Genomic DNA, 25,731 nt, shown 5'->3' with positions numbered 1-25,731 from the left:
GCGCGACAGGCCAGCGCGACCGGGCGACCACCACTACGCCAGCGTCACTGCGCCAAATCCACCACGCGTGCGGCCGGTTTCCCTCACACCTGCGCAGGCGTGAGCACCTTGTCCAGCGTGACGGGCAGATCGCGCACCCGCACGCCGGTCGCGTGGTACACCGCGTTGGCGATGGCCGCCACCACGCCGGTAATGCCGATTTCGCCAATCCCGCGCACGCCCAGCGAATTGATATACGGATCGGGTTCGTCGATAAAGCTGATGTCGAACGTGCCGATGTCCGCATTCACCGGCACGTGATACTCCGCGAGATTCGCGTTGACGAAGCGTCCGTAGCGCGGATCGAGCACGCTTTCCTCTTCGAGCGCGGCGCCCACGCCCCAGACGAGGCCGCCGAGCAGCTGGCTATGCGCGGTCTTCTCGTTCAGTACGCGTCCCACGTCGTATACCGCGACTATACGCGGCACGCGGATCGTGCCCAGGTCCGCGTCCACGTGAACCTCGACGAATACTGCGCCGAACGAATGCAGCGAGTACTGGCTGCGCTCGTCACCCGGCTTGATGCTCACCACGGCCTGGATGGCGCCCCCGCCCGCGCGCGCGAGGATCGCGCCCGCCGGGTCGCGCAAGGACAGCTTGGTGCGGCTCACGACCCAGCCGTTGTCGATGGTCAGGTCGGTCACATCGAGGCCGTACACCGGCGATGCGCTATCGGCCTGCGCGAGCGCAATCAACTGATTGCGTGCCTGGATGCAGGCGTCGTGCACCGCCGGCGAGACGCTTGCCGCGGATTGCGAGCCGCCCGAACCGGGCGCTTGCGGCAAGCTCGAGTCGCCCAATGCGAAATGGATTTTGTCCGGGTGGAAGCCGAGCGCGTCGGCGGCCACCTGCGTCATCACCGTGTAAGTGCCGGTGCCGAGTTCCTGGGTGCCCGAGGCCACCATGGCGGTGCCGTCCGGCAGGATGCGCGCGACCGCCGCTGCGGGGCTGCGGTTGGCCGGATAAGTGGCGGTTGCCATGCCCATGCCGATCAGCGTGTTGCCGGAGCGCATCGAACGCGGTGTCGGCGTGCGGCGCGCCCAGCCGAATTTCTCTGCGCCGCGCACGTAGCATTCGCGCAGTGCCTTGCCCGACCACGGTTTATTTTCCTGTGGATCCTGCTCCGCGTAGTTTTTCAGGCGCAGCGCGACCGGATCCATCCTGAGCGCGTACGAGAGCTCATCCATCGCCGATTCGAGCGCGAACGAGCCGGTCGTCTCACCGGGCGCGCGCATGAACGTCGGCGTGCCGAGATTCAGTTTCACGAGGCGATGCGTCGTCACCTGGTTCGGGACCGCGTACAGCATGCGCGTGACCATGCAGCAGGTCTCGGTCCAATCCTCGATCATCGAGGTATTCGAAAAGCTGTCGTGACGCATCGCGGTGAGCGTGCCGTCGTGCTGTGCGGCGAGCGTGAAATGCTGCTCGGTATATGGCCGCGCGCCGACCGGACCGAACATCTGCGGCCGCGTGAGCGCGAGGCGCACGGGACGGCCGGTCTGTTTCGACGCCATCGCGCAGAGCACCACGTGCGACCACGACGAGCCTTTGCAGCCGAAGCCGCCGCCCAGAAATGGCGAGATGACGCGCACATCGTCGGGCGACACGCCGAGTGTTTTCGCCACCGCCGTACGCGCGCCGCTGACGCCCTGGGTGGAGTCGTAAAGCGTCAGTTGCGGCCCGTCCCAATGGGCCAGCGTGGCGTGCGGCTCCATGGGATTGTGATGTTCGATGGGCGTCGTGTAGACCGCATCGACGCGCACCGGTCCGTTCAGCAGACCCGCGTCGAAATCGCCGCGTTGCGTGTCGGTCTGGCGGCCTTGTGGCTTGTCGGGGGCGTGGGCGTTGGCTTTCGCGCGGGTGAAATCGAGCGCAGCCGGGTTCGTCTGGTACGTGATGCTCAATTGACGTGCGGCGTCGGTCGCGCGTTCCAGCGTATCCGCGACGACTACGGCGACCGGCTGGTTGCTGTAGTGCACCTGATTGTCCTGCAGCAGCGAAAGCTGTCGTCCAGCCGGCGGCGCGAGCGGCGCATGACCGTTGTTCGGCAGGCGTGGCGCGTTCTGATACGTCATCACCAGCAGCACGCCAGGCAGGGCTTGCGCGTGGCTCGCGTCGATTGACGCAATGCTCCCGCTCGCGATCGTGCTGGTGACGAGCACCGCGTGGGCGAGCCGCGCCTCCGGGAATTCGGCGGCATAACGCGCTTCTCCGGTGACTTTGAGAAGGCCGTCGGTGCGGTCCATCGGTTGCCCGACCAGCGGCGTATTCATGTTCATGCGACACCTCCGGTGCGGCCCGCGGCCTGATTGACGGCACGAATGATCGAGCGTTGCGCGAGTACTACCTTGAAGCGGTTGTCGCGCTGCGGGCGCGCGTCGGTTAGCGCAGCGGCAGCCGCGTCGTGCAAGGTGGTTTCCGTAAGCGGCTGGCCCGCCAGCATCTGCTCGGCCACGCTGGCGCGCCATGGTTTGTGCGCAACGCCGCCCAACGCGATGCGTACGCTCTGCACCGTGTGGCCGTCCATCTGCAAGGCTGCCGCAACCGACACGAGTGCAAACGCGTAGCTCGCCCGGTCGCGCACTTTCAGATAGTGCGCATGGTCGGCAAAGAGCGGCGGCGGCAGATCGACGGCGGTAATCAGTTCGCCTGGTTGCAAGGTCGTATCCACGTCGGGACGATCTGCCGGCAGACGATGGAACTCGCCAATCGGAATGATGCGATCGCCGCGCGGGCCGCTCACGCGCACGACGGCATCTAGCGCCGCGAGCGCGACACTCATATCAGATGGGTTCACGGCAATGCATTGCGAACTGGTGCCGAGAATCGCATGGGTGCGATTGTGCCCTTCGAGCGCTGCGCAGCCGCTGCCTGACTGGCGCTTGTTGCACTGTGTGAAGGCGGTGTCGTAAAAGTAACCGCAACGGGTACGCTGCATCAGATTGCCGCCTACGGTGGCCATATTGCGCAACTGAGGCGACGCGCCGGACAGCAATGCTTGCGAGAGCAACGGATATTGCGCGCGCACCAGTGCATGATTCGCCGCGTCGCTGTTGCGCACCAGTGCGCCGATGCGCAAGCCGCCGTCCGGCAAGGTGCCGATCGTATCGAGCCCGCGCAAGTGGGTAATGTCGACGAGCCGCAGCGGACGCTCGACGCCGCCTTTCATCAGGTCGAGCAGGTTGGTGCCGCCGCCGATAAACATCGTTCCGGGTTGCTGCGCTGCGCGCAGCGCGCTGCCGATGTCGCCAGCGCGTTCGTAGGAAATCGCGTCCATGCGGCGCTCCGTCAGGCGTTGCCGGGATTACCGCCGTGCACCGAACGCACCGCGGCAACAATGTTCGCATACGCGCCGCAGCGGCAGATATTGCCGCTCATGCGCTCGCGGATTTCTTCGTCGGAGAGTTGCGGCGGACGGGCTCGCACATCGGCGGTCACGGTACTTGCCGTGCCGCTGTCGAATTCGCTCAACAAGGCAGTCGCCGAGCACAATTGCCCCGGCGTACAGTAGCCGCATTGAAACGCATCGTGTTCGATGAAGGCCTGCTGGATCGGGCTCAGCGTACCGTTGTTCGCGAGGCCCTCGACGGTGGTGATCGTTTCACCCTCATGCATCACGGCAAGTGTCAGGCACGAATTGATGCGCCGTCCTTCGACCAGCACCGTGCACGCGCCGCATTGCCCGCGGTCACAGCCTTTCTTCGTGCCCATTAGCCCAGCGTATTCGCGCAGTGCGTCGAGCAAGGTCACGCGCGGCTCGAGTTGCAGCGAGTAGGTGCGGCCATTCACGTTGAGCGTGACCGGTCGCGGCGGTTCGGGGGCGCGCGCCTGCGGCGGCGCGGCGGCGGATGGCGTCTGCGCCTGCACATGCGGTGCGGCGCCGACAGCGGCGACGGCTGCGGCGGATTGCAGGAAGCGTCGGCGGGATGGCTGTTGAGGGGTGGCGACAGAGGGATCGTCGTCAGAGCCGGCGGGGACTCGATTGCTGGACATGACGTTCTGTTTGCTCCATGAAAGGTCGATGCACTGGCGCGACACATCGGGAGTCCGATGCATCGCGGTTACAGCGATTCATTCACTCAATAGCAATTTCGGTGCCGCGAGGACACGTGACGTCAGATGGGGCGATAGAACGAAGGTGAGTCCTCGGCGGCGCCAAGGCTGCGCGCCGCGCTTAACTATATGCAAAGCGGGAAAGTGCGACGCGCGTTTTATACGGCCAAAAACGAAACACTGTTTTGTGCGATCCAGCGGAGTGCGCCTTGCCGAACCGGCGGGGAGCCCGCGCGAGGCGTCATTGCGCCGGCACTTTCCACGCATCGCGCAGCAACTGCAGGAAGCGGGCTTCGCGTTCGCAGTAGTTCCGGTCCGCCATGACGGCTTCGTTGCATAGCTCGATGACGTCGCGACGCAGTTGCTGGTCCTGCACGTCCGCCGCCAGCCACGCGAGCGTTGCGGGGTCGACCTGGCACACGTCGTTCCAGCTCAGGCATCCGAAGCGTGTCAAATCCTCACAGAGCGTTTGCGCGATGGAGAGCAAGCGGTTTCGATTCAGAAACAGGCGCGTTTCCATGCCGCAACGATCGAGTGCTTCGAGTTCGGTGAGACTGAGGTGTCCGTCGGAAAGCAGACACGCCGCCAGAATGCGGCCCGCCGCCTCGGGACTGTTCGGTTGATAGTGATGCATTTTCTACTCCTTGCTGTTTCGGTAGGGAATGGCCGGCCGAGATGGAGTCTGAAAATTCAGAACGAGTCACCGCGGCAGTTTGAAAGACATGCAATATTTAATTAAGGATGACGAATTGATACGAATGTCAGTTCGGAAATACGGGTGCATCAGTTACGCCATCGGAGTGACCGTGCGGTGGCCGTCAGTCAGGCACCCACACGCGGTTTCGCGTATAGCTGATTACGCGAAACCGGTCGCGAAAGCGTGTCGCCTGAGGGGGTGCCGGAGACGATCTGGATCGGTGTGCCGACGTGACGTCGTACCTCCGCGGCGACGTTTTCATCCGGCCAGCGCAGCCAGCTCGACTTGCGCTCTCCGAGAACGATCAGGTCGACCTCCGACTCTTCGGCGTAAGCGGCGATCGCGCGGCCGACCGTGAAGTTCATCATCGGCAACGTAACCATGCGGGCTTCGCCAGGGTGCGCGTGGTCGTCCAGTACATTCGTGACGCGCGTGACGATTTCGCTACCATGTGCCTGCATGGCCTTCACGAGCAGACCGAAGTCGTAATCGACTACGCCTATGAAGCAGGGCGTAGGGTCGACCACGTGCAGAGCAAATAAGCGTGCGTCGTACTTGCGGGCGACATCGAGGGCCGAAGCCAATACGGTGTCGGGGGAGTTTGCGCTGACGGCAACGAGAATCTTCGTAAACATGTTGAGTTCCTTCCTGTAGTGGAACAGTGAGGCACGACAGCTGGCTGTGCTGTTCGTGATCCATGGCCGTATCATCGCGGCGCAGACTGAGCGAAGAATTAGCGCGACGTGTCTTGCACAAGACAACGGCGAATCGACTGGCACTCATTGCGCGCTAATAAGCGACCGCTACGCTACAAGGCATCGAGTCACAAGGAGCGGCCATGACATCCCGATCCCGGAAGTACGCCAGCGGCGGTTTGCCGCCGCGCCAGAAGCGCAATGGCCGCCGCCTCGTTGCGCGGTTGCTGGTTTGCTGCGGTTTGCTTGTCCCGCCGATGCTGCCGATCGCCTATGCCGCGCCAGTCGCCTGGCGGGAGGACATGCGCTGTGGAACTGACATGTCCCGGCCGGATCGCGCAGCAGGACTAAAGGAACAGGTACTCGAGACACCGAATGGCTCGATCGGATACTTCCGGTTCGGCCAGGGCAGTCCAATCGTGCTGATTACGGGTTATCGCGCGAGCATGGCGGAATGGAACGCCTACTTCGTCGACGAATTGGCGAAGCATCATGAGGTCATCGTCTTCGACAATCGTGGAGTCGGGCGGTCCCAGATGCGCGGCACCCGTTACAGCGTGCGCGATCTGGCAAGCGATACCGCTGCGCTGATCCGGCGGCTGGATCTGAAGGACCCGGCGGTATTGGGCTGGTCGATGGGAGGCATCGTCGCGCAGCAACTTGCGATCGACGAACCGTCGCTGATCTCGAAGCTTATTCTGGTTTCGTCGATGCCGCCCGGTCTGCGCGCTGCACCGCCTTCAGCCGAGGTCGGGCGGGTCTTGTCGGGCAGCGGCAGCGGACATTTCGACCGCGTCATGGGTGTGCTGTTTCCTGCGTCGGCACTGCAGAGCGCCAAAGCGTGTTTTCTCGACGACATGTTCACGCCCGAGGGTTACGCCGAACCGCCCATCACAGACGCGGTGACGCATGCCCAGGACCTGATCCTCAAGCGGTGGAAGCAGGACCATCAGGCGCTCCGGCAACTCGATCGCGTTACGGTGCCCACGCTGATCCTCGCCGGCACGAGCGACACGGTGCTGTGGCCGCGCAATTCGGTTGTGCTCAGCCACGCGCTGCCCAACGCCACACTCGTGGAAGTGAAGTCCGGTGGTCACGCGATGATGTATCAGTACCCGCAGCAGCTGGCCGAGCGGATCGACGGGTTCATTGCGAAGCCCGTGAAGTAATCCGTGAAGTAATCGGAGCGCGTCGCCGGTCAGGCGACGCCGCGTGTATCACGCCGGCGTCCGGCTTGTCCGGCCCAACCGGTATCCGACGACGAGGTGGGATGGTCAATATATCTTGCCGTTGGAAAAACTTATGAAGTGAACGATTTCATTCGAACCAGCCGAACCCCGCCGCACGCAATGAACGTCCTCAGACGGCGAGGGCGTCCGCCGTGTAGCGCGCCTTCGGCGGGCATTGCGGCGTCGTCACCAGCACGGGCATCGAGCAATGACGTACGACGTCCTTTGGCACGTTCTCGAGATAGAGGCGGAACCATCCCGGGTCGCTGCTGCCGACAATCACGAGGTCCGCGCCGAGTTCGCGGGCGGCGCCGCCGATAACCTGCCCGATGGTGATATCGGAGAACGGCAACATGCGGATTTGCGCCTCGCCTTGACAGTGGGCTTCGTCGAGCGCGCGGCTGCTCCGCTCGGCGACCATGCGCCCCTCGACCTGGTAAGCCTCAAGTGTGGCTGCGAAGTCGCCCTTGGCCGGCCTGGAGAGATGCGGTGCCGGATTGACCACGTGCAGCGCGGTGATGCGGGCGCCACATTCGAGAGCGATTTCAATGGCGGATCTCAACGTCGTCAAGTCCGCCTTGAGGCCAACAGCGACGAGAATATGTTTGTACATCTTAGGACTCCTTCAACCCGGTGGTGAATGTGGTGCATCGGCGTGCAGCGTTCGGGAAGCAGAGGGAACCGGCCGGTGCGAGGTGTGCGAAGCGTGTCTATTGCGGTTGTGTGCGTTGGGACAGGATCTGTCCTGCATTGGCCGGCCGGCTCGTGTTCCTATACCTGACGATATATTTGTGCGCGATGGCGATCTGACCGGCCAGCAACACGAAGATCGCGGCCGTGGCGGCCGCGCTGGCCACGGCCAGCGCGATGTCGAAAAATTGAGCGAGCACTTCAGTCATGATGGGTGTCCTCTTGCTGTCGTTGTTCGGCGCGGGCCTCGATGCCGTGAGCGGCTGAGTGCGGCGTTTCCATGTAGCGAATCGTATCGGCCGAAACTTAGCGGTGAATGAGCATGGCCGCCTGGCATGAGGAGTCGCGCTGGAAGGCGTTTTCATCGAACGACGGCAGGCATGACGAACACCATTTAAGGACGTATTTCATGGCGGGAATCTACCGGCGCGCCGGTGCAGCCGGTACCAACGGGTTGCACGAATTGCGAACCCCAGTGACGGCATCTTGCGGCATTGAAGAAAGGAATCCCAATGATTGGGATATTTCAGTGCATCAGTGCATCAGTGAGTCAGTGCGGTTGGTTTTCCTGAGACGGACAACGCGGCTCACGCATGAGTCAGGTCGCCGGACGCGCAGCGCTCAGGACACCAACTGTGCGCCGCACAGGCGGGAGGGGGGAATTGATGGGGGTGGTTGCCAGATCACGGGAAGGTTATCCGAGTGGAACTGCCCGTGACCCGCAAGCATGGCGCGCGGATGGCGGCTGTACCTGTCAGTAAGCCCAGTAACCGTAGCGTTGCGGGTAGCCGTAGACGACCGGCGCCGGCGCGTACACGACGGGCGGTGGGGCATAGGCCGGGACAGTCGTATAGACGGTCTGCGCCGGCGGCGAAATGCTGTTGCCTTTGGACGCCATACATTGCGCGTACGCCGCGTTATAACTTGCCTGCAAGCTGGCCGACGAGTGCTGTACACCGTCTGCGCCGAGGGCACCGCCGAGCAGCAGGCCCGCGCCTGCACCGATTGCCGCGCCCACGCCGGCGTTACCCGCTGCGGCGCCGAGCAGTGCGCCGGCGGCGGCCCCGCCTACCGTGCCGACCGCAGTGCTGCCGACACCGCTTTGCATCGCACTGTGGGACGCCTGGGCGCCGTTGTCCGAGCGGAACGCGTAGTCTCGGCATGCATAGTCTTCCTGCTGGAACTGGCTCAGCGTCTTGCCCTGTGGCGGCAACGCGACCACGGACGGGCCGGTGGGCGGCATTACGGCGCAGCCGGTCAATGCAACGGCGACCAGAACCATGGGTACGGTGGCCCGTGAGATGCTTGAGATTTTCATGATTTTCGCGCTCCGCAGTTCGATGGATGCCATCGTAAAGAGGCTGAATGAGCGCAGAATTAGCTTCGATCCGGTTCGGGCCACGGCGATGGCCGTCAGGCATCCTCGCTCAATTGCATGCGATCGATGGCGGCATTCACCAATGCGCGCGCATCGGCGAAATGCCCGGTCGCACTCGCGATACGTTCGAGGCGCCGATCGACCAGCAAGCTCGCGAGGCCATGTACGTAACCCCAGCCGGCGGTGATCGCCACCGCCTGGGCGGCGTCGATCCCGTCGAACAGGTAACCATCCTGGTGCAGCTGCGCTTGCGCGCCGAACACGCTCGCGAGTGCACGTGCTGAAACCTGACGCGCCTCACGCAGTGAAGGCCGGTCCGGGTCGAGCAGTTCGTTGCGCGACATCAGTCTGAAGAGATCCGGATGTTCGACGGCAAACTCGATGTAGGCATGCGCGATCGCCTTGCGTTTCGACTTTGTCGAACGCAAGCCGCGAATGTGTTCCGACATCGTCTCTGCAAGCCGCGTGTGTCCAGTCGCGGCCAGTTCGCTGAGAACCCCGGCGGTATCGCCGAAGTGATGTTGCGGAGCCGTGTGCGATACGCCGGCTTCCCGCGCAATTGCGCGCAGGGTCAAGCCGCGCAGCCCGTCGCGCTGCAGTACGGTCTCGGCAGCCAGCAGCAATGCTTCGGGTAGCGAACCGTGGTGATAGGGGCGCGCCTCGGCCGCGGCCCGACGGGGACGTGCGCCAGCCGGGGTGCGGCGGGAAGGAGTTCGTTCGCTCATGCAAGGGGCTTAAATTTTCCAGTGGAAAGATATATTGGCGGCTTTCTCGTGTCGAGTCAAAATTTTTGCACTGGAAAGATTGGGACGGCTGCATCACTATGCTGCGTCCACTGGAACAACCGGAAACGGAAAGCTGCTTGCCTGCGCCGTTTTCTTCTATATTGGTAGTTCTGTTTGGCTCACCGGTATCCATCTAAAACTCAAATACGAAGGTGCACTCATGAACACGATACTCGCAGCCCTCGGTTTGAGCATGGTGCTCGGCGCGTGCGCTACAGACAGCACGCCGCCAGTGTCAACGCAAACGTCCACGGAACTGCTGCTATCTTCAGCGGGTGTCTACCAAGGTACGCTCTCTACCGGCGTGCCGATTACGCTTGTCACGCTTTACAACGGCACGGCGTATCTGTTCTATCAGAAGCCCACGGCGGGTGTGATCGTCGTGACAAATGGCAGGCAAGCGGCCGACGGCCAGTTCAAGGGTGCTACCGCAACGGACTACAGCTTGTATCCAGGTGCCAAAGCCTCCGCGGTGCAACTGCAGATCGATTTCTCGCATTCACCGGACGTGAACGGGAAAGTGGCGGCGGGCGACGGCGGCGCCGTGCAATCCACGTTCGCGGCGTCACCGGAGCAGATGCTCGGACAGGGGCCGGCGTTAGCCACCATCACAGGGGCATATAAAGGGAGGATGAATTCGTTACATCGCGGCATGAATGCCGAGATCGTGATTACCGCTGACGGACTATTGGCCGGCATGACATCCGGAGGATGCGAGTTTCGTGGCAACGTATCGCCGAACAGCGGTGTCGACGCGTACAACGTGTCGGTCACGTACAGCGCAACCCCGTGCGCCGCCTCGAACGCGACCGTCAGCGGCAGCGCCGTGCTCAATGACGGCCACCTGTTGATTGCATTGCCCGAGCCGGCCCGTCACGACATTGCGGTTTTTGACGGCGCAAAGTAACGGGGCGCGGCGTTCAAACCTCAATCAATGCCGTGAAACACCGCATCGTCCGGCCCGAGGTACACGGGCGGGCGCCATGCCGCGTCGCGCATCGAATGCTGGACCAGCTTTTCCACGCCCAGCAGCACCGCGAAGATCGCCATCCGCACCGGAATGCCATTGTCGGTCTGGCGGAAAATGGCCAGGCGCGAATCGTGATTCAGGTCGGTGCTCAGGTCGTTCGCGCCCGGCCGGCTGTCGCGCGGCAGCGGGTGCATGATCAGCGTATCGACTCCGCACACGCTGTCGACCAGCGCCTGGTTGATCTGGAAATCCGGCGTGTAGCCTTCGAACGATTCATCCGCAAAACGCTCTTTCTGGATGCGCGTGGCGTAGACGACATCGGCGCCGCGCAGGCCCGCGCTCAGATCATGCGTCTGCTCGATCACGTGATCGTTGCGCGAAATGTGTTCGACGATATAGCTGGGCATTTCCAGCGACGGCGGCGAGATCAGCGTGAACTTGATGCCGCGATACAGCGCCAGCAGCTTCACCAGCGAATGCACGGTACGGCCGTACTTGAGGTCGCCGACCAGCGCGATATGCGAGCCGTCCACAATCTTGCCGAGCCGCGAAAACTCGCGCTGGATCGTGTAGAGGTCCAGCAACGCCTGGCTCGGATGCTCGCCCGGGCCGTCGCCGCCATTGATGACCGGCACGTTGGTGGCGCGCGCGAATTCGGCTACCGAGCCTTGCTCCGGGTGGCGGATCACCAGCGCGTCGACATAGCCGCTCATCACGCGGCTCGTGTCGTAGATAGACTCGCCCTTGGCCATTGAAGAGAAGGTGAAACCCGTCGTGTCGCAGACGGAGCCGCCAAGCCGGCAGAACGCCGCGCCGAAGCTCACGCGCGTACGTGTACTGGCTTCGAAGAACAGGTTGCCGAGCACCGCGCCTTCCAGCACGCGGGAGATTTTCCGGCGTCGCGCGATGGGCTGCATGATGTCCGCGACGCGAAACAAGGCTTCCACTGAGTCGCGCGAGAACTGATCGACCGACAGCAATTGCGGCTTGCCTTCAAACAGGATCTGGCTAGCCAGCGACTTCGCGTCTACGCTTTGCGTATATCCCTCGCCCGGTTCGCCGTTGACGACGATTTCCGACACGAAACGCTCGACGATTTCCGGCATGGCGCGCGATTCCTGCGAATCGTCCGGCAATAGCCAGGTGTCCAGCGCCCGGCGCGATACGCCGATGCGGCTTGCGAACGTGTCGCGGGTCATGTTCAGGCGACGCATGGCGTCACGGAGGAAAGCTTGTTGCGGGACGCTCATGCGGGTCACCTGTCAGTTGGGATTGATGTACGCGGTGCGTATATTAGTTTGGCGGTGACAGAAGTCAAGTATTTTTGCGATGAAGTCCGCGGCATAAGGGCTCGAGCCGGGTTTGGGGAGGTTTGTGCGCGGTTTGCGAAGTTCGCCGGGGTGTGTGCTGCGCCGGGTCGCTCGACACCACGCTCGCGCTGATTCTGGATGGCCGCCTGCAGGTGCTTGCCGGCGACGACATCAATCTGTTCAATACGATTTGCGCGGGCGGCAGCGGCGCGATTGCGGCGTCGGCGCACGTGTGGCCCGAGCGATTCGTGGCGTTGTATCGCGCGCTGCAAGGAGGGCGCCTCGACGAAGGCCGTGCGATCTTTCACACGCTCGTGCCGCTGATCCGGGCGTTGACTTCGGAGCCCAATCCCGGACCTGTGAAGGCCGCGCTCGCCGCACAAGCACTGATCTGCGATGAACTGCGCGCGCCGATGACGCGCGCAAGCGCGGCGTTGCGCGAACGGCTGCGGCACATGCTTGCCGCTTAGGGTGTTTTCGGCGGAGGTTTCACGAAAAGTGCTTCGGAATCCTGTTAATTGAAGAGCAGCGAAACGGCATGCGCGAATTTGAGATGATGCCGTGCAAGCACAGGGGATAATCGGCGCCTTTGTCTTTATCCCACGTCGGGTCTTATCCGACTCACGCTGCATGCTGGTTCGCCTCTTCGCCACCGAGTGTTTGCCTGTTCTGTCCGCGCATCGCGCTCGCCCGGGCCTTGGCGCGGATTCGCTGCGTTACGCAGCGCAGACGGGGCGCCGCTGATGTCCTCGATTCTCGGCGCGACCAGCCAGCTCAGCAGCGGTGCAGTCCGTTTTGTCACGCGACGCGCGGCATGGACGGCCGCGCTTGCAGCCGCAGTGGGGTCGGCGGCACTGGCGTTGGCGGCCGGTATCGCAATTGGCGCGCATCTGCCCGCACACGAATCAACGGGTGCTGATGCCGAGGTCGTGAGCCGCGTCGAGCACGACTTTGCGATCGATCAGCTCGGTAAGCTGAACGCGTCGGTCGCGCAGATCGAGCCGCGCATCGAACGTCTGACCACCCAGGTCGGGGCACTACGCGATTTCGAAGCCCGGCTGAAGACGCCGAAGGCGGCGCCTCGCTTGCCCGCAAGCGCGACTGACGCAGCCACGGCAGATGCAGACGGCGAAGGCGGTCCCCTGCTGCCGCCACGGCGTTGCGTCGAGGCGGCGACGCAGTCTGAGCGGCACGATGCTGCAGCGACGCTCCAGCAACTCGACTGCATCACCGCCACGTTATCCGCGCTACAACAGGAGATCGACGCGCACGAGGTCGCGTACAGCGCGTTCCCCGGGCGCATGCCGGCTGAGGGCGCGCGTTTCGGCTCGCCGTTTGGCAATCGCACGGATCCGTTCACGCATCGTCTGAGCTTTCATCCCGGCGTCGATCTGGTCGCGCCGACCGGTACGCCCATTCTGGCCGCAGCCGGCGGTCGGGTGATCTTCGAGGGACCCAAGGGCGGCTACGGCAATGCGGTCGAGATCGATCACGGCAACGGTCTCGTCACGCGCTATGGTCACGCGTCGCGCATTCTCGTCCATGAAGGCGATCTGGTGCTACCGCATCAGCATGTTGCCGACGTCGGCTCCACCGGGCGTTCGACCGGACCGCATGTGCATTTCGAAGTGCTGATCAACGGTTCGCCCGTCGATCCCACGGCCTACCTTGCGCTGTTCGGCGCCTATCCTCATGGTTGATCTTCGTATGGCCCGCGATGCGGCCAGTCTCGCGCGGCGCGCCTATGCGCTGCAGCCGGTGCGCTCACGCACCGTTCGTGCGGCAATCTGGGTCACGGTTTGCGCATGCAGCGTCGGCGCGGGCGCGGGGGCCATGTACTGGTATGCGCACCGCGTCGAAGCTGAGACAAGCGCGTGCGTCCAGGAGCCGGTCTCGCCGGACAGTGCGCAGGCGGAACTGGAGCGCACCCGTCTCGCGCTGGCGCAGGAAGCCGCCGCGCGGGTTGCCGTGCAAAAGGCCGCCAATGCGGCAGCAGCCGAAGTCAGCCGCCTGAACACCGAACTACTGTTTCTGCGCGCTCAAGGCCAGAAACGCCGCTGATCGTTGCGACAAATCCGGCCGTCGCGTCGGAGGCGCCCCATATGCGGCGAACGTCTTCCTTCCTTAGTTAGAGAGTTTTATGTTCAACAAGAAGAAATCCGCGAGCATCCAGCATGCCAAACTCGCAACCCTGATCGCCCATGACGTGCGCATTACCGGCGACCTCGAATTCAGTGAAGGTCTGCGCATGGACGGTTACGTGAAAGGCAATGTGTCCGGCAAGGCTGGCACGCAGACGCTGCTGGTGCTGAGCGATCGCGGCTCGATTGAAGGCAACGTGCATGGCTATGACGTGGTCGTCAACGGCAAGATTGTGGGCGACCTGATTGCCGACCACTTCGTCGAATTGCAGTCCAACGCGCATGTGACCGGCAATATTCTTTATCAGCAGTTGCGGATGGATTGCGGTGCGTCGGTGGATGGCAAGCTGACTCGGCGTGCGCCTGCACCGGCGCCTACCGTCGTGGGACGCGAGACGCGCGAAGCGGGCGCAAAGGGCGCGTAATGTTTCGGGCGCAGGCCGGTCGATTGCCGCGACAGGCGCTTCAAGCCGACGGCAGCGACGGCCGCGCCTCCGGCTCCTCGAAGCAGCCAATCCCATTCTCAGTCCCCGGTGCCGCGCGGCCCGGATTGGACCTTCGCGCCGCACCCTTGTCCAGATGCGACAGGATGCCCTGTTCGACGAACAGATGCTGCAGGGCCATCATCATCAGGCAGATAACCAGCAGCAGATCGGCCGCGAAAACGATTGCATAGAGCGGCGACGTGGTCGGTGCATCGCTCAGCAACAGCGCCAGATCATTGCGGCGCGTGAGCACGAGCGCGAGCGGCAGCACGGCGGCAAGCGTGGTGATGACGCTCGCGCATACCACCAGCACGCGCGCAGGTCCAAGATCGGGCCTGCGTCTTCGGCAAACTTCGTAGAGCGTCAGCGCGCGAAATGGAAAGAAGAACAGTGTGATGAGCGCGGCGCGACACAGCGGCGACGCATCGAAATATTGCGCGAGGGAGAACAGCACGCAAAACAGGGCACTCACAGCGAAACCCGCCGGTAGCGACACGTGGGAACCGAACAGGACACGCGTGCCGTTCCACAAGAAAATCCGCGCCTGCAAACTAAACGTTGCCGTAGCCACCAGCAGTGCGCGCGAGTCCGATTGGGAATGCGCCGCAAGGCACGCGGCCGCCGCGCTCATCAGAAAGAAGGCTGCAGCCCAGAAGCGGAACGCCACCGCGCGCGCGAACATCCACGACAGCGCGGTTGAAACGACGGCGCTACAGAAGAACGTGATCAGGCAAAGCGCGTTGAAGGTAGCAACGTCGAGTTTCATGAGGCCTCCAACCGGCAAGGGCGTGCTTGTCATGCACGCCGGCGGTGAACCTTCTGCCGGGCCCTGCCGGTATCAATGACATGACGAGGCTTGCCCTCGTCATGTCCCCTTGTACTGAGCCACCCTATACCGCGGCCATTCGATCTTTAAGCAAGGCGCTGAACGCATCGGCGGTGAGCGGCCTGCCCAGCAGGAAACCTTGCATCTCGTCGCACATCATGTCTTTGAGCTTGTCGAGTTGCGACGCCGTTTCGACGCCCTCGGCCACCACGTCCATATCGAGCGAGTGTGCAAGCGCAATGATTGCCGAGACGATCGCCTCGCCTTCCGGACCGTGATCGTCCAGACCATTGGTGAAAAATCGGTCGATCTTCAACTGCTTCACACGAAAACGCTGCAGGTAGGCGAGGCTCGAGTAACCGGTGCCGAAATCGTCGATGGCGATCTCAAAGCCGTTCGCCTGAAATTCGCGGATCATCTCGATGGTACGGGGCGCGTCCTGCATGGCCACCGTTTCGGTGATCTCAAACATGATCTGGTCGCAGGCCACCTGTTCGGCTCGCACGATCTCGAGAATGGTCGCGACCAGATTGGGCTGCGACAACTGGCGCGGAGACAGATTGACGGCCACTTTCATCGACGGCAGGCCGTCGGCGACCCACTGGCGAATCTGCCGGCAGGTCTCGCGCACCACCCAGTAGCCGATCTGCAGGATCTGTCCTGAGCGTTCCGCAATCGGGATGAATTCGAGCGGCGTCAACTCCCCAAGCAACGGATGATTCAAACGGATCAACGCCTCGGCGCCCGCCAGTTCATCGCTGTCGCCGCGGAATTTGGGCTGGAAATGCAGGGTGAAATGGCCGGCAATCAGCGCTTCGTGCAATGCGTGCTGAATTTGCAGCGTGCGCGTCGCCGCTTCGTTCATGCTGGCTTCGAAGAAGCGATAGGTGCTGCGGCCCGCGCGTTTGGCTTCGTACATCGCGGCGTCCGCGTGCTTGAGCAAAGTGTCGACGGTGTCGCCATCCTGTGGAAAGAGCGCAATGCCGATGCTTGGCATGACCTGCAGCGGCTCGTTGTCGCTCCATACACCTTCGCGCATTCGCTCCAGGACGGCTTCCGCGATCAGCCCCGCATCGTGGCTCGACGCAAGGTTTTCCGTCAGCACCACGAATTCGTCGCCGCCCAGACGCGCGACCGTATCCGTGGCGCGCACGCAGACCTGCAGACGCTGCGCGAACGCCGCGAGGACCTGATCGCCGGCCGAGTGGCCGAGCGAATCGTTGATGGTCTTGAAGCCGTCGAGATCCATGAACAGGACGGCAAAGATGTTGTGGCGGCGGCGCGCCAGTGCGATCGCAGAGTCGATCCGCTCGGTGAGGGTCGCGCGATTGGGTAAGCCGGTCAGCGTGTCGAGCGTGGCGAGCCGCACGATCTGTCCGTTCAGGTTGGTTACCGCGCTTACGAGGAAGGTTGTGCGCGCATCGAAGCGCGACAGCATCAAGGTCACGATCAGGATGGCGAACGTGAAGAGCGTCACGGCGGTCGCGAGCCATACGGTATTGACACCGTGCGCCGCGCCGCAAATCGAGCCGGGCGGAAAGTGAGCGGCGGCCATACCCGAGTAGTGCATGCCGCTGACGGCCATGGCCATGACCAGCGCGGCGCCAAAGCGTGCGCGCGTGACGTTGCGGGCGTCGTCGTCACGCAGGTGGCGGGCGATCATCAGGGCGGCCATCGACGCGGCAATGGCAATCGCAATCGAAGCGGCAACCCAGTTCGGCTGATAGTCGATGCCGGGTTGCATGCGCATCGCGGCCATGCCGGTGTAGTGCATGCCGGCGATGCCGAGTCCCATCAGCACGCTGCCCGCGAGGAGATGAGCCGGCGTCAGCTGCGCGCGCGTGGTGACGAAGAGAGCGAAATAGGACACGATCACGGCAATGCCCAACGAGTACGCCGTCAGCGCGAAATCGTAGCCGAGCGAAATGGGCAGGGACAGCGCCAGCATCGCGATGAAATGCATCGACCAGATGCCGACCCCCATTGCCGCGGCGCCACCCGCAAGCCAGGCGTGCCGCAGGCGCGACGATCCAAGCTGCGCAATGCGGCCGGTGAGGTCGAGTGCGGTGTAGGAAGCGAGCGTTGCGACGACGAACGAGACCGCCACCAGCCAGAAGTTGTATGTACCGAGCATGTTAGGTCCAGCCGCGCAGGGATAGACGGCTCTACTGGATATCGACCGCTGGCGGAATTTATTAAATTAAATCAGGTCTCTTCGCGCCCGGGACTTCCCTTATTTCCCGTCATATGGGGTAACGGACGTCTGCACAGGGCCGCGACGGTGTCCGCGGGGCAATCCACGAGTTGCGCGGCGAGGATTTTAACCCGTGAGGCCGACCTGACCCCGAGAGGATCGATTTGGGGGCGGATGGGGCGGCTTGCTCGATCAGAGTGGCGGTTTCAGGTGGCAATATTCTGCCGCCTGAGGCAAATCTGACGGCTTGCGTCGGCGCGAGAAAATGCGTAATCTAACTAGGATTCAATTGGTCGGAGTAACTATGTCCCACATCAGCACCGGCGTCGAATACGGGCTGCATTGCCTGCTTTACCTGACCGGGCCGGGTCAGGGCGTAACCGAGGCCAGCGTGCGGGATCTGGCGGAGATGCAGGGCGTGCCGGTCGACTACGTCGCAAAGCTCTTTACCAAACTGCACAAGGCGGGGCTCGTCATTGCGACGGAAGGCGCGAAAGGCGGTGTCGCGCTCGCGCGGCCTGCGCACCAGATTTCCGTGCTTGATGTCGTGACTGCGATAGACGGCGACAAGCCTTTGTTCGACTGCCGCGAAATTCGCGGACGCTGCGCGGTATTCGGCGACAGTCCGCCAGGATGGGCGACGAGCGGCGTCTGTTCGATACACGCCGTCATGCTGCAGGCCGAGAAGCGGATGCGCGAATCGCTAGCAGAGCAATCTTTGGCTGATTTATCGGTTCGCGTCAACGCCAAAGCGCCGCGGGCTCATGGACCGCACATCGTGAAGTGGTTCGAGGCCAAGGCAACGGGGCGGCGCCGCGATCGAGGCAGTTCCGCGGTTTCGGAGTAAAGAAGCAACCGCGCCGTACAAAGGGCACGGTGCGGTTGTGCTCCCGCGTTGCTGCGCCTGCGGCGCCCTTTAAGCCTCCTGCAACTGCTCTTCTGCCGAGCGGGCACGTTCCCAATGGGCCCATTCGCTGGCAACGCTTGCCAGTTCGAGCTGGGCGCGCGCCAGTGCTTCCCTGCGTGCTGCCTGATCCGAGAACTGCAACGGCTGCGCGTCGACAAACAGCGGCTCGGCCACGCCAATGAATCCAAACGCGGCTTTGAGCGCGGGTGTCAGGGCGTCCATTGATGAGAAGGGCGAGCCCGCACGCAAATCGGCGCCGCGGGTAGTGATGAACAGCACCTTCTGCCGCTTCAACTGGCCTTCAATCCGGCCATCTGCCGTGTTCTTGTAGGTGAGGCCGGTGCGCGTGACGTTGTCGATGAACGCCTTGAAGGCAGATGGCATCGACCAGTTATACATAGGCATGGCAAAAACGAGCGCGTCCGCTTCGAGCATGCGTTGACACAACGCATCCGATGCCGCCAGCGTCGCCTTCATTTCCGGAGTCCGCTCGCTTTCCGGATGGTATGTCGCGATAGCGAACGCCTCGCTGACGTGCGCGGGCGTATCCACCGTGACGTCAAGATAGTCCAGCTCAACGCTTACGCCCTGTTGACGCAGATTTTCAATGAATTGCCGCGACAGCGCGCGAGAGTTGGACCGGTCGCGCTTGGCACTTGAATCGACGTGAAACAGCTTCATGATGATCCTCTTTATTGACAATAAGTGGCGTGCCGGCATTTGCGGCAAACGATTTGGCGGGACCTGCCGTCTCGGGATGAAACGTCGATTCGATCATCACGTCTCTTTAACTACGACTCAACAGATCGTAGTAAAGGATAGCGTATTTCACAGCCGGGATCAAGCGGCGCAAGGCGCGTCCAGCACGGAAACGATCCTTTGGACTGGAACGCGCGCCACACGGGATTCATTTCTTGTCCCACATAACGAGATCTTTGTCGTTGTCGTCGGCGACGAAGATCGCCAGAAGCTTTGCTGGCTTCGTGCTGCTCGCGTTTTCGCTGATCATGTGATGCGCGCCGGGCGCTTCGGTCCAGCTTTCTCCGGCATGGAAAACACGTGCCTCACCGCCGTCCACCTGGCTGCGAATGGCGCCTTGCAACACGTAGCCGACAACGAACGCAGAGCCATGGCGGTGGGCTGGCGATTTGCCGCCTGGTTTGTAGTCGACGATAACGGCAGTCATGGTCTTTCCAGGCACATTCGCGATGGCGGCCTGAAATGCGGGGCTGATGGTTTCTCGTGGACCGTCCATGTCGTGGGCATGGACGACGGGTGATGCGGCAAAAACCGCAACGGCTGCGGCAGCCGAGGCAAGGACTGTTTTGGCAAACTTCATTTCATGGCTCCAGTTCGGACGGGTAGAGGGTGGGTGCGATGCCGCCGGCGAGCAACGCAGCGCTGGCCAGTTGTACGGAGTATGCGCAGCATGATGGTGCGTTATTTGCGGCCCGGAGCAGACAGCAGAGTGCTTCAGGCCGGCACGGCGAGCTTCTCGTTACGAAACTACGACTTGAACTATCGTAGTTGAGAATTTAAAGGGTTTTTGGCGCGAGTGCAAGAGTGGCGCCGCAAGTCAAGGTGAACGCGCGTGCGAATGCATGGCGTGGCTGGCGGCGGCGCCTGCTGCATGGACGTAATCGAGGATACGGCGCCAGGCGAAGGGAGAGATTGCGAACGTCGTCGCAAGGCGCGCTCAGGCCTGCGTCGTGGGAAAAGCAGGCTCGTCGAAGAAACGCCGCGCCAGGCGCGGCGTTTTGGTTTTTCCACCGACAAAACAAGTGTTCTTCTTTTAAGGCCCGGTCTCTATTCAAGCGCTGAAGCGGGACCGAAGAATTCGTAGCGGCTTTGGGCCTCCGGCACGCCCAGCGCCTTCAGATGCTTCTTCACCGCCTTCATGAAGGCAATCGGACCAAGGAAGTAGGCATCCACGTCACGCGTTTCCGGCAACCATTTAGCCAGCAGTTTCTCGTCCAGGTAGCCAATACCGTGTACTTCCCCATCTTCATCGCGCTTTTGTTCATAGCAATAGAAACGCTTGAGCCGCGGATGGCGGCGTGCAAGCTCGTCGATCGTATCGCGGAAGGCGTGCACGCCGCCATGACGGGCAGCGTGGATGAAATGCACGGTCCGATCCGTTTTGAGCGCGGCTTGCAGCATCGCGAGCGTGGGCGTGATGCCGACGCCGCCGCTGATCAGCACGAGTGGCTTGTCGTTCGGTTCGAGCTTGAAGTCACCCGCCGGTGCGAACAGTTCGAGCGTGTCGCCTTCTTTGACGTTCGCGTGCAGATGGTTCGACACCTTGCCGTTGGGCTCGCGCTTTACGCTGATGCGGTATTCGCGATCATTGGGCGCGGCCGACAGCGAATAGTTGCGGCGCACTTCCTCGCCGTTGATGGACAGGCGCACACCGGTGTATTGCCCAGGTTGAAACGCCAGCAGTTCGGCGCCGTCGTCAGGACTCAGATGGAATGACGTAATTTCGTCGCTTTCGCGTACTTTGCGGATGACCCGGAACAGACGCGTGCCGCGCCATCCGCCGGGCGCAGCTTCCCGTTCGGCATACATCTTTTCTTCGAGGCCGATCAGCAGGTCGGCGAGCTGCTTGTACGCGGCGGCCCATGCGTCGATCACCGCGTCCGTGGCGATTTCTGCGCCGAGTACTTCGCGAATCGATCGAAGCAGGCATTGCCCGACAATCGGATAATGCTCGGGCAGGATATTCAGTGCCACATGCTTGTTGATGATCTGGCCGACGAGACCGCCGAGTTGTTCAAGCTCGTCGATGTGACGCGCGTACATCAGCACGCCGTTTGCCAGGGCGCGCTGTTGGGCGCCGCTTGCCTGATTCGCGAGATTGAACATCGGCCGCACTTCGGGATGCTCATCAATCAGCATGGTATAGAAATGCCGGGTCAGGGCTTCACCGCCGCTTTCGAGAAGAGGGACGGTTGCTTTTACGATGGCGCGATGTTCGGCAGAAAGCATGGTGCGGATTCCTTGTTGGATGCAGGTTGAGCCGAGGACGGCTACTGCCTCTCCCTATCCATGTTTCGTGCCAGAGTTAAACCGCTGTTAAATCAAATGGTTGATAAGGTATGAAGTCTATTTGACGTAGTCAGACAGACTGCGTGGATAGTCAAAAAGACTCCATTCAACGCGCCTGGCTCTCTGCATCCCTGCACCAGCGTCCGGACTCTGGGCACACAGTGGCGGGCGCACCATTCACCCTGATCTGCTCTGCATCCAGTTGCAGCGAGGTCAAAGGATCGATATCGAAGGCAAGCTTGAGTGCGTCCCCAACATGGGCATCTTCGATGGGCAACTCCCAGGTCAGGAAGATCTGCACGCAATCGCACTCCGGTGCGAACTCGGCCGCGTTAAAACCGCTGCTGTGACGCTGAATGACGCCATGAGGCTGGCCAGTATCGAATATCACAACCGTTCCCCGGGTCAGAGGAATGCGATGGTCCAAAGCGGGAAAGTGCAGGTCCAGACCCTTGTCCTCGCTCAGGAACAGATTGCAAAAGGCTGCACCGCCATATTGTTCGCCGTCGTGGTGATATCGTGCGCCGCGACAGGCCATCAGCGCGATGTCACTCGCGCCAGGCACCTCGGGTAGCCCAAGCGCAGATGCCCAATCCGACACTGCCTGCACGCAGCGGGTGTAGTCCGGCCAGCGCATTCGCGCGCGGGCCAAAGGCATGACTTCAACGTCGCCGGGCTCCAGAACCATGCGCGACGACGTCTCCCGCTCCCAATCGGCAAGCAGACGTGCAGGGGGCTCAGGCACGTCGAGCGTGCCTGACAGGACGATGTCACTCACGCGTCGACTGCGGATGGCGTCGCCGCTCCAGAAATAGGAAGTGAGGATGTCTTGCACGCGTTGCTGTCGGGAGGATAGGTCTGATGCATTGTAACGACTCCACCCAGGCGCCTCGGCGCAAGCCGGCACTGGCCGCCTGCCGGCAGCCAGTGCATTTTTTGCAGCAGATCGTCTTTAGACAGTGAGTGGCGCGTTTTGCGGAAACAGCGCGCGACGAGTCTCCTCGTCGAATTCCGCTTTCAGCGTGAGCGTTTCCTTCAATGCCTGGGCACGCACTGCGGCCGGACGAGCGGAGATTTCGTCTATCAGTCGCTTGACGTGCGGATAGTCGGTCAGTCCTTTCTCGCCGAGAATGTAGCCCGCGAAACTGGCCCAGCCCCACAGCGCCATATCGGCGATCGAGTAGATATCACCAGCCAGGTATCGCGAGTCGGCGAGGCGCGCATCGAGAATGCGGTAGTGGCGCTCGACTTCTTTCAGGTAGCGATTGCGCGCATAGGGCAGCGGCTCCGGCGCGTGATGCAGGAAGTGCACGGCCTGACCCGAGAACGGTGACAGTCCGGTTGCGACGAACATCAGCCACGAGAGCATCTGCGCGTGCTGTGACGGCGTGGATGGCACGAACTTGCCGTGTTTCGCGCCGAGGTGCAGCAGAATGGCGTGCGAATCGAACACGGTGATGCCATCTTCGACGATAGCCGGCACCTTGCCGTTCGGATTGATCTTCAGAAATTTGGGCTCGTGCTGCTGACCCTTGAACGTATCGACGGCCACGAGTTCGAACGGCGTTTGCAGTTCTTCGAGCAGGAGCGCCACTTTTAGCGGGTTCGGCGAGGGGTGGAAGTAAAACTGCAGCATGGGATTTCCTTGTTGATAAGAAGGGTTCAAAAGCCGGGTTCAAAAACCGGATTACCAGGGCGAGGCCAATCGCGCACACACAGGTTGTGCGTGACAGATGTGCAGCTTCGTTGCTCGAATGGTGGACTGGGCCGATGTTTTTGCCGTACGATTTTTCCGATGTACACGTTCGATGGAGTCGAACATGTTGTCCGAAGAAGAACTGGCGCTCCTCGACGCGATTCGCGAAACCGGCAGTCTGTCGCGCGCGGCGGCGCGGCTTGGCAAGGCGCCGTCGACTGTCTCGCATGCAGCGCGACAGCTTGAAACCCGTTTTGACGCTTTGCTGTTCGACCGTCGTCGCTATCGGCTGCAACTCACGCCAGCGGGGCTTTTGCTGGCCGAAGAAGCGAGCCGCTTGATGCTGGATATGGCGCGTATGACGCAGCGCGTCCGGCAGGTTGCGAGCGGCTGGGAGGATCGGCTTTGGATCGTGAGCGACGAGATCATTGAGTTCGATCTGATGATGCCGGTGATCCACGCGTTCGACGCGTTGCAATCGGGGGTCAAGCTGCGCCTGACCCATGAAATCCTGAGCGGAACGTGGGAGGCGCTGCGCGATGGAAGGGCGGATCTGATTATTGGTGCTACTAATGAACCGCCCGCGATACCGGGTCTGCGATGGTTCGAACTCGGCGTGATGGAATGGGTGTTTGCTGTTTCACCACGCCACGCGCTGGCGAAGCTCAAGGGGCCGCTCACTCGCGAAGAAATCACGGCGCATCGTGCGGTGGTGGTGGCCGATTCATCGCGATCGACGCCTGGAAGAGTGTATGGACTCGTGGGCGGTCAGGCGTCGCTCGCCGTGCCCAGCATGCGCGCCAAGATTCTGGCTCAGCGCGACGGGCTGGGAGTGGGCTGGTTGCCGAGACGTCGTATCGCTTCACTCCTTAAGCGCGGCGCACTGGTCGAAAAAGCTACGGCGGACCCGCGCGAGCCAAACGTGTTGTACGTTGCATGGCGAGGCGATCAGGAAGGTCGCGCGCTGCAATGGTGGTTGGAACAATTGCGCCAGCCACGGCTTGCCAGGCGTCTGGTGCAAGGCGCCGATCTGTTTGTTTGAGTCACACGATTACAGATCGCCGTCAACTGCCCAGCACATTCGGATCCCGCCACGCTCGTTCGAACGGAAGCCGCCACGCGCGAGGCGCGACGAGTTGATGGATGGCGTTGGGCCCCCAGGAGCCCGGCGCGTAGAAACGAACCGGAGGGGGCGATTCGAGCAGAGCGGTCGATACTTCCCACAACCGCTCGATCCCTTCGGCCGTGGTGAAAAGAGTGCGGTCGCCGCGCATGGCGTCAAGGATCAACCGCTCATAGGCTTCCAGCACTTCGCCGATCAGCCCGGTATCGCGCATGGCGAACTGCAGGCTCAGCTTGTCCAGCCGCATCCCCGGTCCCGGACGTTTGCCATAGAACGAAAGCGACATTTTCGAGGCGTCCGCGAGATCGAAGGTCAGATGATCGGGGCCTTGCGAACCGACGCCCGAGCCCGCAGGAAACATGCTCTTTGGCGGCTCGCGAAACGCAATGGAAATGATGCGCTGTCCTTCGGCGAGGCGCTTGCCCGTGCGCAAATAGAACGGGACACCGGCCCAGCGCCAGTTGTCGATCGAACACTTCAGCGCAATAAATGTCTCCGTTTCGGATTCGGGATCCACGCCTTGTTCGGCGCGGTAGCCCGTGTACTGGCCGCGGACGACGTCGGTTGGCTGGATCGGCAGCATGCTGCGAAACACCTTGTTCTTTTCTTCGCTGATGGGCGACGGTTCCAGCGACGTCGGCGGCTCCATTGCCATGAACGCGAGAATCTGGAAAAGGTGCGTGACGACCATGTCGCGAAACGCGCCGGTTTGCTCATAGAAACCCGCGCGCTTGCCCAGGCCCAGCGTTTCCGGCACATCGATCTGAACGTGGTCGATGAAGTTGCGATTCCAGATCGGTTCGAACAAGCCGTTCGCAAAACGGAAAGCGAGGATGTTCTGGGCCGGCTCCTTGCCGAGGAAGTGATCGATGCGGAAAATCTGCTCTTCTTCGAAGACTTCGTGCAGCCGGGCGTTCAATGAAACCGAACTCGCCAGATCGGTGCCGAAGGGCTTTTCCATGATGATCCGCGAGCGGTCCACGAGGCCCGCTTCCTTGAGCATGCCGACCGCGGAGAGCGCGGCATTAGGCGGAACACTCAGGTAATGCAGCCGCCTGCACTCGCCCTCGAAGCTCTGCTCGGCCTTCAGCACGGCAGTCTTGAGTGCCTCGGCCCCTGCGGTGAGCGGCAGATAGTCGAGATTGGCGGCGAAGGTGTGCCATTCCGGCTCGGCGACCTTGCGAGTAGAAAACTCGTCGAGCGCCTCACGCGCCGTCCGGCGAAAGTCGTCGGGCTGAATGTCGTCGAGTGCGACGGCAACGATCCTGCAGCCCGGAATGAATCCTGCGCTCGCCAGGTGGAACAAACCTGGTAGCAGCTTGCGCCGCGCCAGATCACCGGTGGCGCCGAACAGAACGACGACTTGCGGGAACCGCGGACCCACCCCTGGAGAGATCTTGGCCATCGTGCAACTCCTTAATAGGTTGTCGATGCCTGACGAGGAGAACGCGAGACAGTATATCCG

Annotated in this window: 25 protein-coding genes and 1 pseudogene; 8 read left to right on the top strand and 18 right to left on the bottom strand. The window is 62.2% G+C overall.

Going from position 1 to position 25,731, the window contains the following annotated elements; genetic code table 11:
- Nucleotides 1-83: 83 nt before the first annotated feature.
- The 5 genes from VGH41_RS22195 to VGH41_RS22175 form a co-directional block, all read right to left on the bottom strand.
- Nucleotides 84-2,312, bottom strand: coding sequence for a xanthine dehydrogenase family protein molybdopterin-binding subunit (locus VGH41_RS22195; protein WP_331599746.1), 2,229 nt, complete (start codon nucleotides 2,310-2,312; stop codon nucleotides 84-86).
- 2 nt (nucleotides 2,313-2,314) lie between these two features.
- Complete coding sequence (locus tag VGH41_RS22190; protein WP_331599744.1) at nucleotides 2,315-3,316, bottom strand: xanthine dehydrogenase family protein subunit M; 1,002 nt, start codon at nucleotides 3,314-3,316, stop codon at nucleotides 2,315-2,317.
- A gap of 11 nt (nucleotides 3,317-3,327) precedes the next feature.
- On the bottom strand, nucleotides 3,328-4,032 hold the full coding sequence (locus tag VGH41_RS22185) for a (2Fe-2S)-binding protein (RefSeq protein ID WP_331599743.1): 705 nt from the start codon (nucleotides 4,030-4,032) through the stop codon (nucleotides 3,328-3,330).
- 301 nt (nucleotides 4,033-4,333) lie between these two features.
- A complete protein-coding gene (locus VGH41_RS22180) occupies nucleotides 4,334-4,726 on the bottom strand; it encodes a TerB family tellurite resistance protein (protein WP_331599742.1) in 393 nt (130 codons plus the stop codon).
- A gap of 188 nt (nucleotides 4,727-4,914) precedes the next feature.
- Entirely contained in the window at nucleotides 4,915-5,424 is a 510-nt protein-coding gene (locus VGH41_RS22175; protein ID WP_331599740.1) for a universal stress protein, read from the bottom strand.
- Nucleotides 5,425-5,741: 317 nt separating this feature from the next.
- Between VGH41_RS22175 and VGH41_RS22170 the strand changes: the two genes are divergently transcribed.
- Entirely contained in the window at nucleotides 5,742-6,653 is a 912-nt protein-coding gene (locus VGH41_RS22170; RefSeq protein WP_331599739.1) for an alpha/beta hydrolase, read from the top strand.
- A 190-nt stretch (nucleotides 6,654-6,843) separates the two neighbouring features.
- Here the strand turns inward: VGH41_RS22170 and VGH41_RS22165 are convergent, their stop codons facing one another.
- From VGH41_RS22165 to VGH41_RS22150, 4 genes are all read right to left on the bottom strand, one after another.
- Complete coding sequence (locus VGH41_RS22165; protein WP_331599738.1) at nucleotides 6,844-7,326, bottom strand: universal stress protein; 483 nt, start codon at nucleotides 7,324-7,326, stop codon at nucleotides 6,844-6,846.
- A gap of 97 nt (nucleotides 7,327-7,423) precedes the next feature.
- Nucleotides 7,424-7,612: a hypothetical protein gene (locus VGH41_RS22160; RefSeq protein ID WP_331599737.1), complete on the bottom strand. Its 189-nt coding sequence runs from the start codon at nucleotides 7,610-7,612 to the stop codon at nucleotides 7,424-7,426.
- Between the two features lie 545 nt (nucleotides 7,613-8,157).
- Nucleotides 8,158-8,721, bottom strand: a complete 564-nt coding sequence (locus tag VGH41_RS22155; protein WP_331599736.1) for a glycine zipper family protein — start codon at nucleotides 8,719-8,721, stop codon at nucleotides 8,158-8,160.
- A gap of 95 nt (nucleotides 8,722-8,816) precedes the next feature.
- The gene (locus VGH41_RS22150) at nucleotides 8,817-9,506 is read right to left on the bottom strand and encodes a TetR/AcrR family transcriptional regulator (RefSeq protein ID WP_331599735.1); all 690 of its coding nucleotides are present in this window, start codon (nucleotides 9,504-9,506) and stop codon (nucleotides 8,817-8,819) included.
- Nucleotides 9,507-9,540: 34 nt separating this feature from the next.
- On the opposite strand from VGH41_RS22150, the gene VGH41_RS22145 reads away from it, so the two are divergent.
- Nucleotides 9,541-10,473 (top strand): hypothetical protein, encoded by a 933-nt coding sequence (locus tag VGH41_RS22145; RefSeq protein WP_331599734.1) that lies wholly within the window; start codon nucleotides 9,541-9,543, stop codon nucleotides 10,471-10,473.
- A gap of 20 nt (nucleotides 10,474-10,493) precedes the next feature.
- Here the strand turns inward: VGH41_RS22145 and VGH41_RS22140 are convergent, their stop codons facing one another.
- Nucleotides 10,494-11,786, bottom strand: coding sequence for an aspartate carbamoyltransferase (locus tag VGH41_RS22140; RefSeq protein ID WP_331599733.1), 1,293 nt, complete (start codon nucleotides 11,784-11,786; stop codon nucleotides 10,494-10,496).
- A gap of 158 nt (nucleotides 11,787-11,944) precedes the next feature.
- Between VGH41_RS22140 and VGH41_RS22135 the strand changes: the two are divergent.
- From VGH41_RS22135 to VGH41_RS22120, 4 genes and pseudogenes are all read left to right on the top strand, one after another.
- Nucleotides 11,945-12,316, top strand: a pseudogene (locus VGH41_RS22135) (dihydrodipicolinate synthase family protein); the annotation flags it as partial.
- Nucleotides 12,317-12,589: 273 nt separating this feature from the next.
- A complete protein-coding gene (locus tag VGH41_RS22130; protein ID WP_331599732.1) occupies nucleotides 12,590-13,546 on the top strand; it encodes a M23 family metallopeptidase in 957 nt (318 codons plus the stop codon).
- Entirely contained in the window at nucleotides 13,539-13,907 is a 369-nt protein-coding gene (locus VGH41_RS22125) for a hypothetical protein (RefSeq protein ID WP_331599731.1), read from the top strand. Before VGH41_RS22130 ends, VGH41_RS22125 begins: the two co-directional genes overlap by 8 nt.
- Nucleotides 13,908-13,986: 79 nt before the next feature.
- Nucleotides 13,987-14,412, top strand: a complete 426-nt coding sequence (locus VGH41_RS22120; RefSeq protein WP_331599729.1) for a polymer-forming cytoskeletal protein — start codon at nucleotides 13,987-13,989, stop codon at nucleotides 14,410-14,412.
- Nucleotides 14,413-14,452: 40 nt separating this feature from the next.
- Here the strand turns inward: VGH41_RS22120 and VGH41_RS22115 are convergent, their stop codons facing one another.
- The gene (locus VGH41_RS22115) at nucleotides 14,453-15,238 is read right to left on the bottom strand and encodes a hypothetical protein (protein ID WP_331599727.1); all 786 of its coding nucleotides are present in this window, start codon (nucleotides 15,236-15,238) and stop codon (nucleotides 14,453-14,455) included.
- Between the two features lie 124 nt (nucleotides 15,239-15,362).
- A complete protein-coding gene (locus tag VGH41_RS22110) occupies nucleotides 15,363-17,432 on the bottom strand; it encodes a putative bifunctional diguanylate cyclase/phosphodiesterase (RefSeq protein WP_331599726.1) in 2,070 nt (689 codons plus the stop codon).
- Between the two features lie 364 nt (nucleotides 17,433-17,796).
- On the opposite strand from VGH41_RS22110, the gene VGH41_RS22105 reads away from it, so the two are divergent.
- Nucleotides 17,797-18,339 carry an Rrf2 family transcriptional regulator gene (locus VGH41_RS22105; protein ID WP_331599725.1) on the top strand — a complete coding sequence of 181 codons (543 nt, stop codon included), beginning with the start codon at nucleotides 17,797-17,799 and terminating at the stop codon, nucleotides 18,337-18,339.
- A gap of 69 nt (nucleotides 18,340-18,408) precedes the next feature.
- Here VGH41_RS22105 and VGH41_RS22100 read toward each other — a convergent pair whose 3' ends face one another.
- The 5 genes from VGH41_RS22100 to VGH41_RS22080 all read right to left on the bottom strand — a co-directional run bounded on the left by VGH41_RS22100 (nucleotide 18,409) and on the right by VGH41_RS22080 (nucleotide 23,083).
- On the bottom strand, nucleotides 18,409-19,080 hold the full coding sequence (locus VGH41_RS22100) for an FMN-dependent NADH-azoreductase (RefSeq protein WP_331599745.1): 672 nt from the start codon (nucleotides 19,078-19,080) through the stop codon (nucleotides 18,409-18,411).
- 226 nt (nucleotides 19,081-19,306) lie between these two features.
- Entirely contained in the window at nucleotides 19,307-19,738 is a 432-nt protein-coding gene (locus VGH41_RS22095) for a cupin domain-containing protein (protein WP_331599723.1), read from the bottom strand.
- A gap of 467 nt (nucleotides 19,739-20,205) precedes the next feature.
- Nucleotides 20,206-21,387 (bottom strand): NO-inducible flavohemoprotein, encoded by a 1,182-nt coding sequence (gene hmpA / locus VGH41_RS22090; RefSeq protein ID WP_331599721.1) that lies wholly within the window; start codon nucleotides 21,385-21,387, stop codon nucleotides 20,206-20,208.
- Between the two features lie 166 nt (nucleotides 21,388-21,553).
- The gene (locus tag VGH41_RS22085) at nucleotides 21,554-22,282 is read right to left on the bottom strand and encodes a hypothetical protein (protein ID WP_331599720.1); all 729 of its coding nucleotides are present in this window, start codon (nucleotides 22,280-22,282) and stop codon (nucleotides 21,554-21,556) included.
- A 117-nt stretch (nucleotides 22,283-22,399) separates the two neighbouring features.
- Nucleotides 22,400-23,083 carry a glutathione S-transferase family protein gene (locus VGH41_RS22080; RefSeq protein ID WP_331599719.1) on the bottom strand — a complete coding sequence of 228 codons (684 nt, stop codon included), beginning with the start codon at nucleotides 23,081-23,083 and terminating at the stop codon, nucleotides 22,400-22,402.
- 184 nt (nucleotides 23,084-23,267) lie between these two features.
- Between VGH41_RS22080 and VGH41_RS22075 the strand changes: the two genes are divergently transcribed.
- Nucleotides 23,268-24,185 carry a LysR family transcriptional regulator gene (locus VGH41_RS22075; protein WP_331599718.1) on the top strand — a complete coding sequence of 306 codons (918 nt, stop codon included), beginning with the start codon at nucleotides 23,268-23,270 and terminating at the stop codon, nucleotides 24,183-24,185.
- Nucleotides 24,186-24,207: 22 nt separating this feature from the next.
- On the opposite strand, the gene zwf is transcribed toward VGH41_RS22075, so the two are convergent.
- Nucleotides 24,208-25,671, bottom strand: coding sequence for a glucose-6-phosphate dehydrogenase (zwf, locus tag VGH41_RS22070; protein ID WP_331599716.1), 1,464 nt, complete (start codon nucleotides 25,669-25,671; stop codon nucleotides 24,208-24,210).
- Between the last annotated feature and the right edge of the window lie 60 nt (nucleotides 25,672-25,731).

The organism is Paraburkholderia sp., assembly GCF_036488795.1.
Lineage (GTDB): Bacteria > Pseudomonadota > Gammaproteobacteria > Burkholderiales > Burkholderiaceae > Paraburkholderia.
The sequence above is the reverse complement of the archived record's forward strand: the minus strand, read 5'-3'. Positions and strand labels throughout refer to the sequence as shown.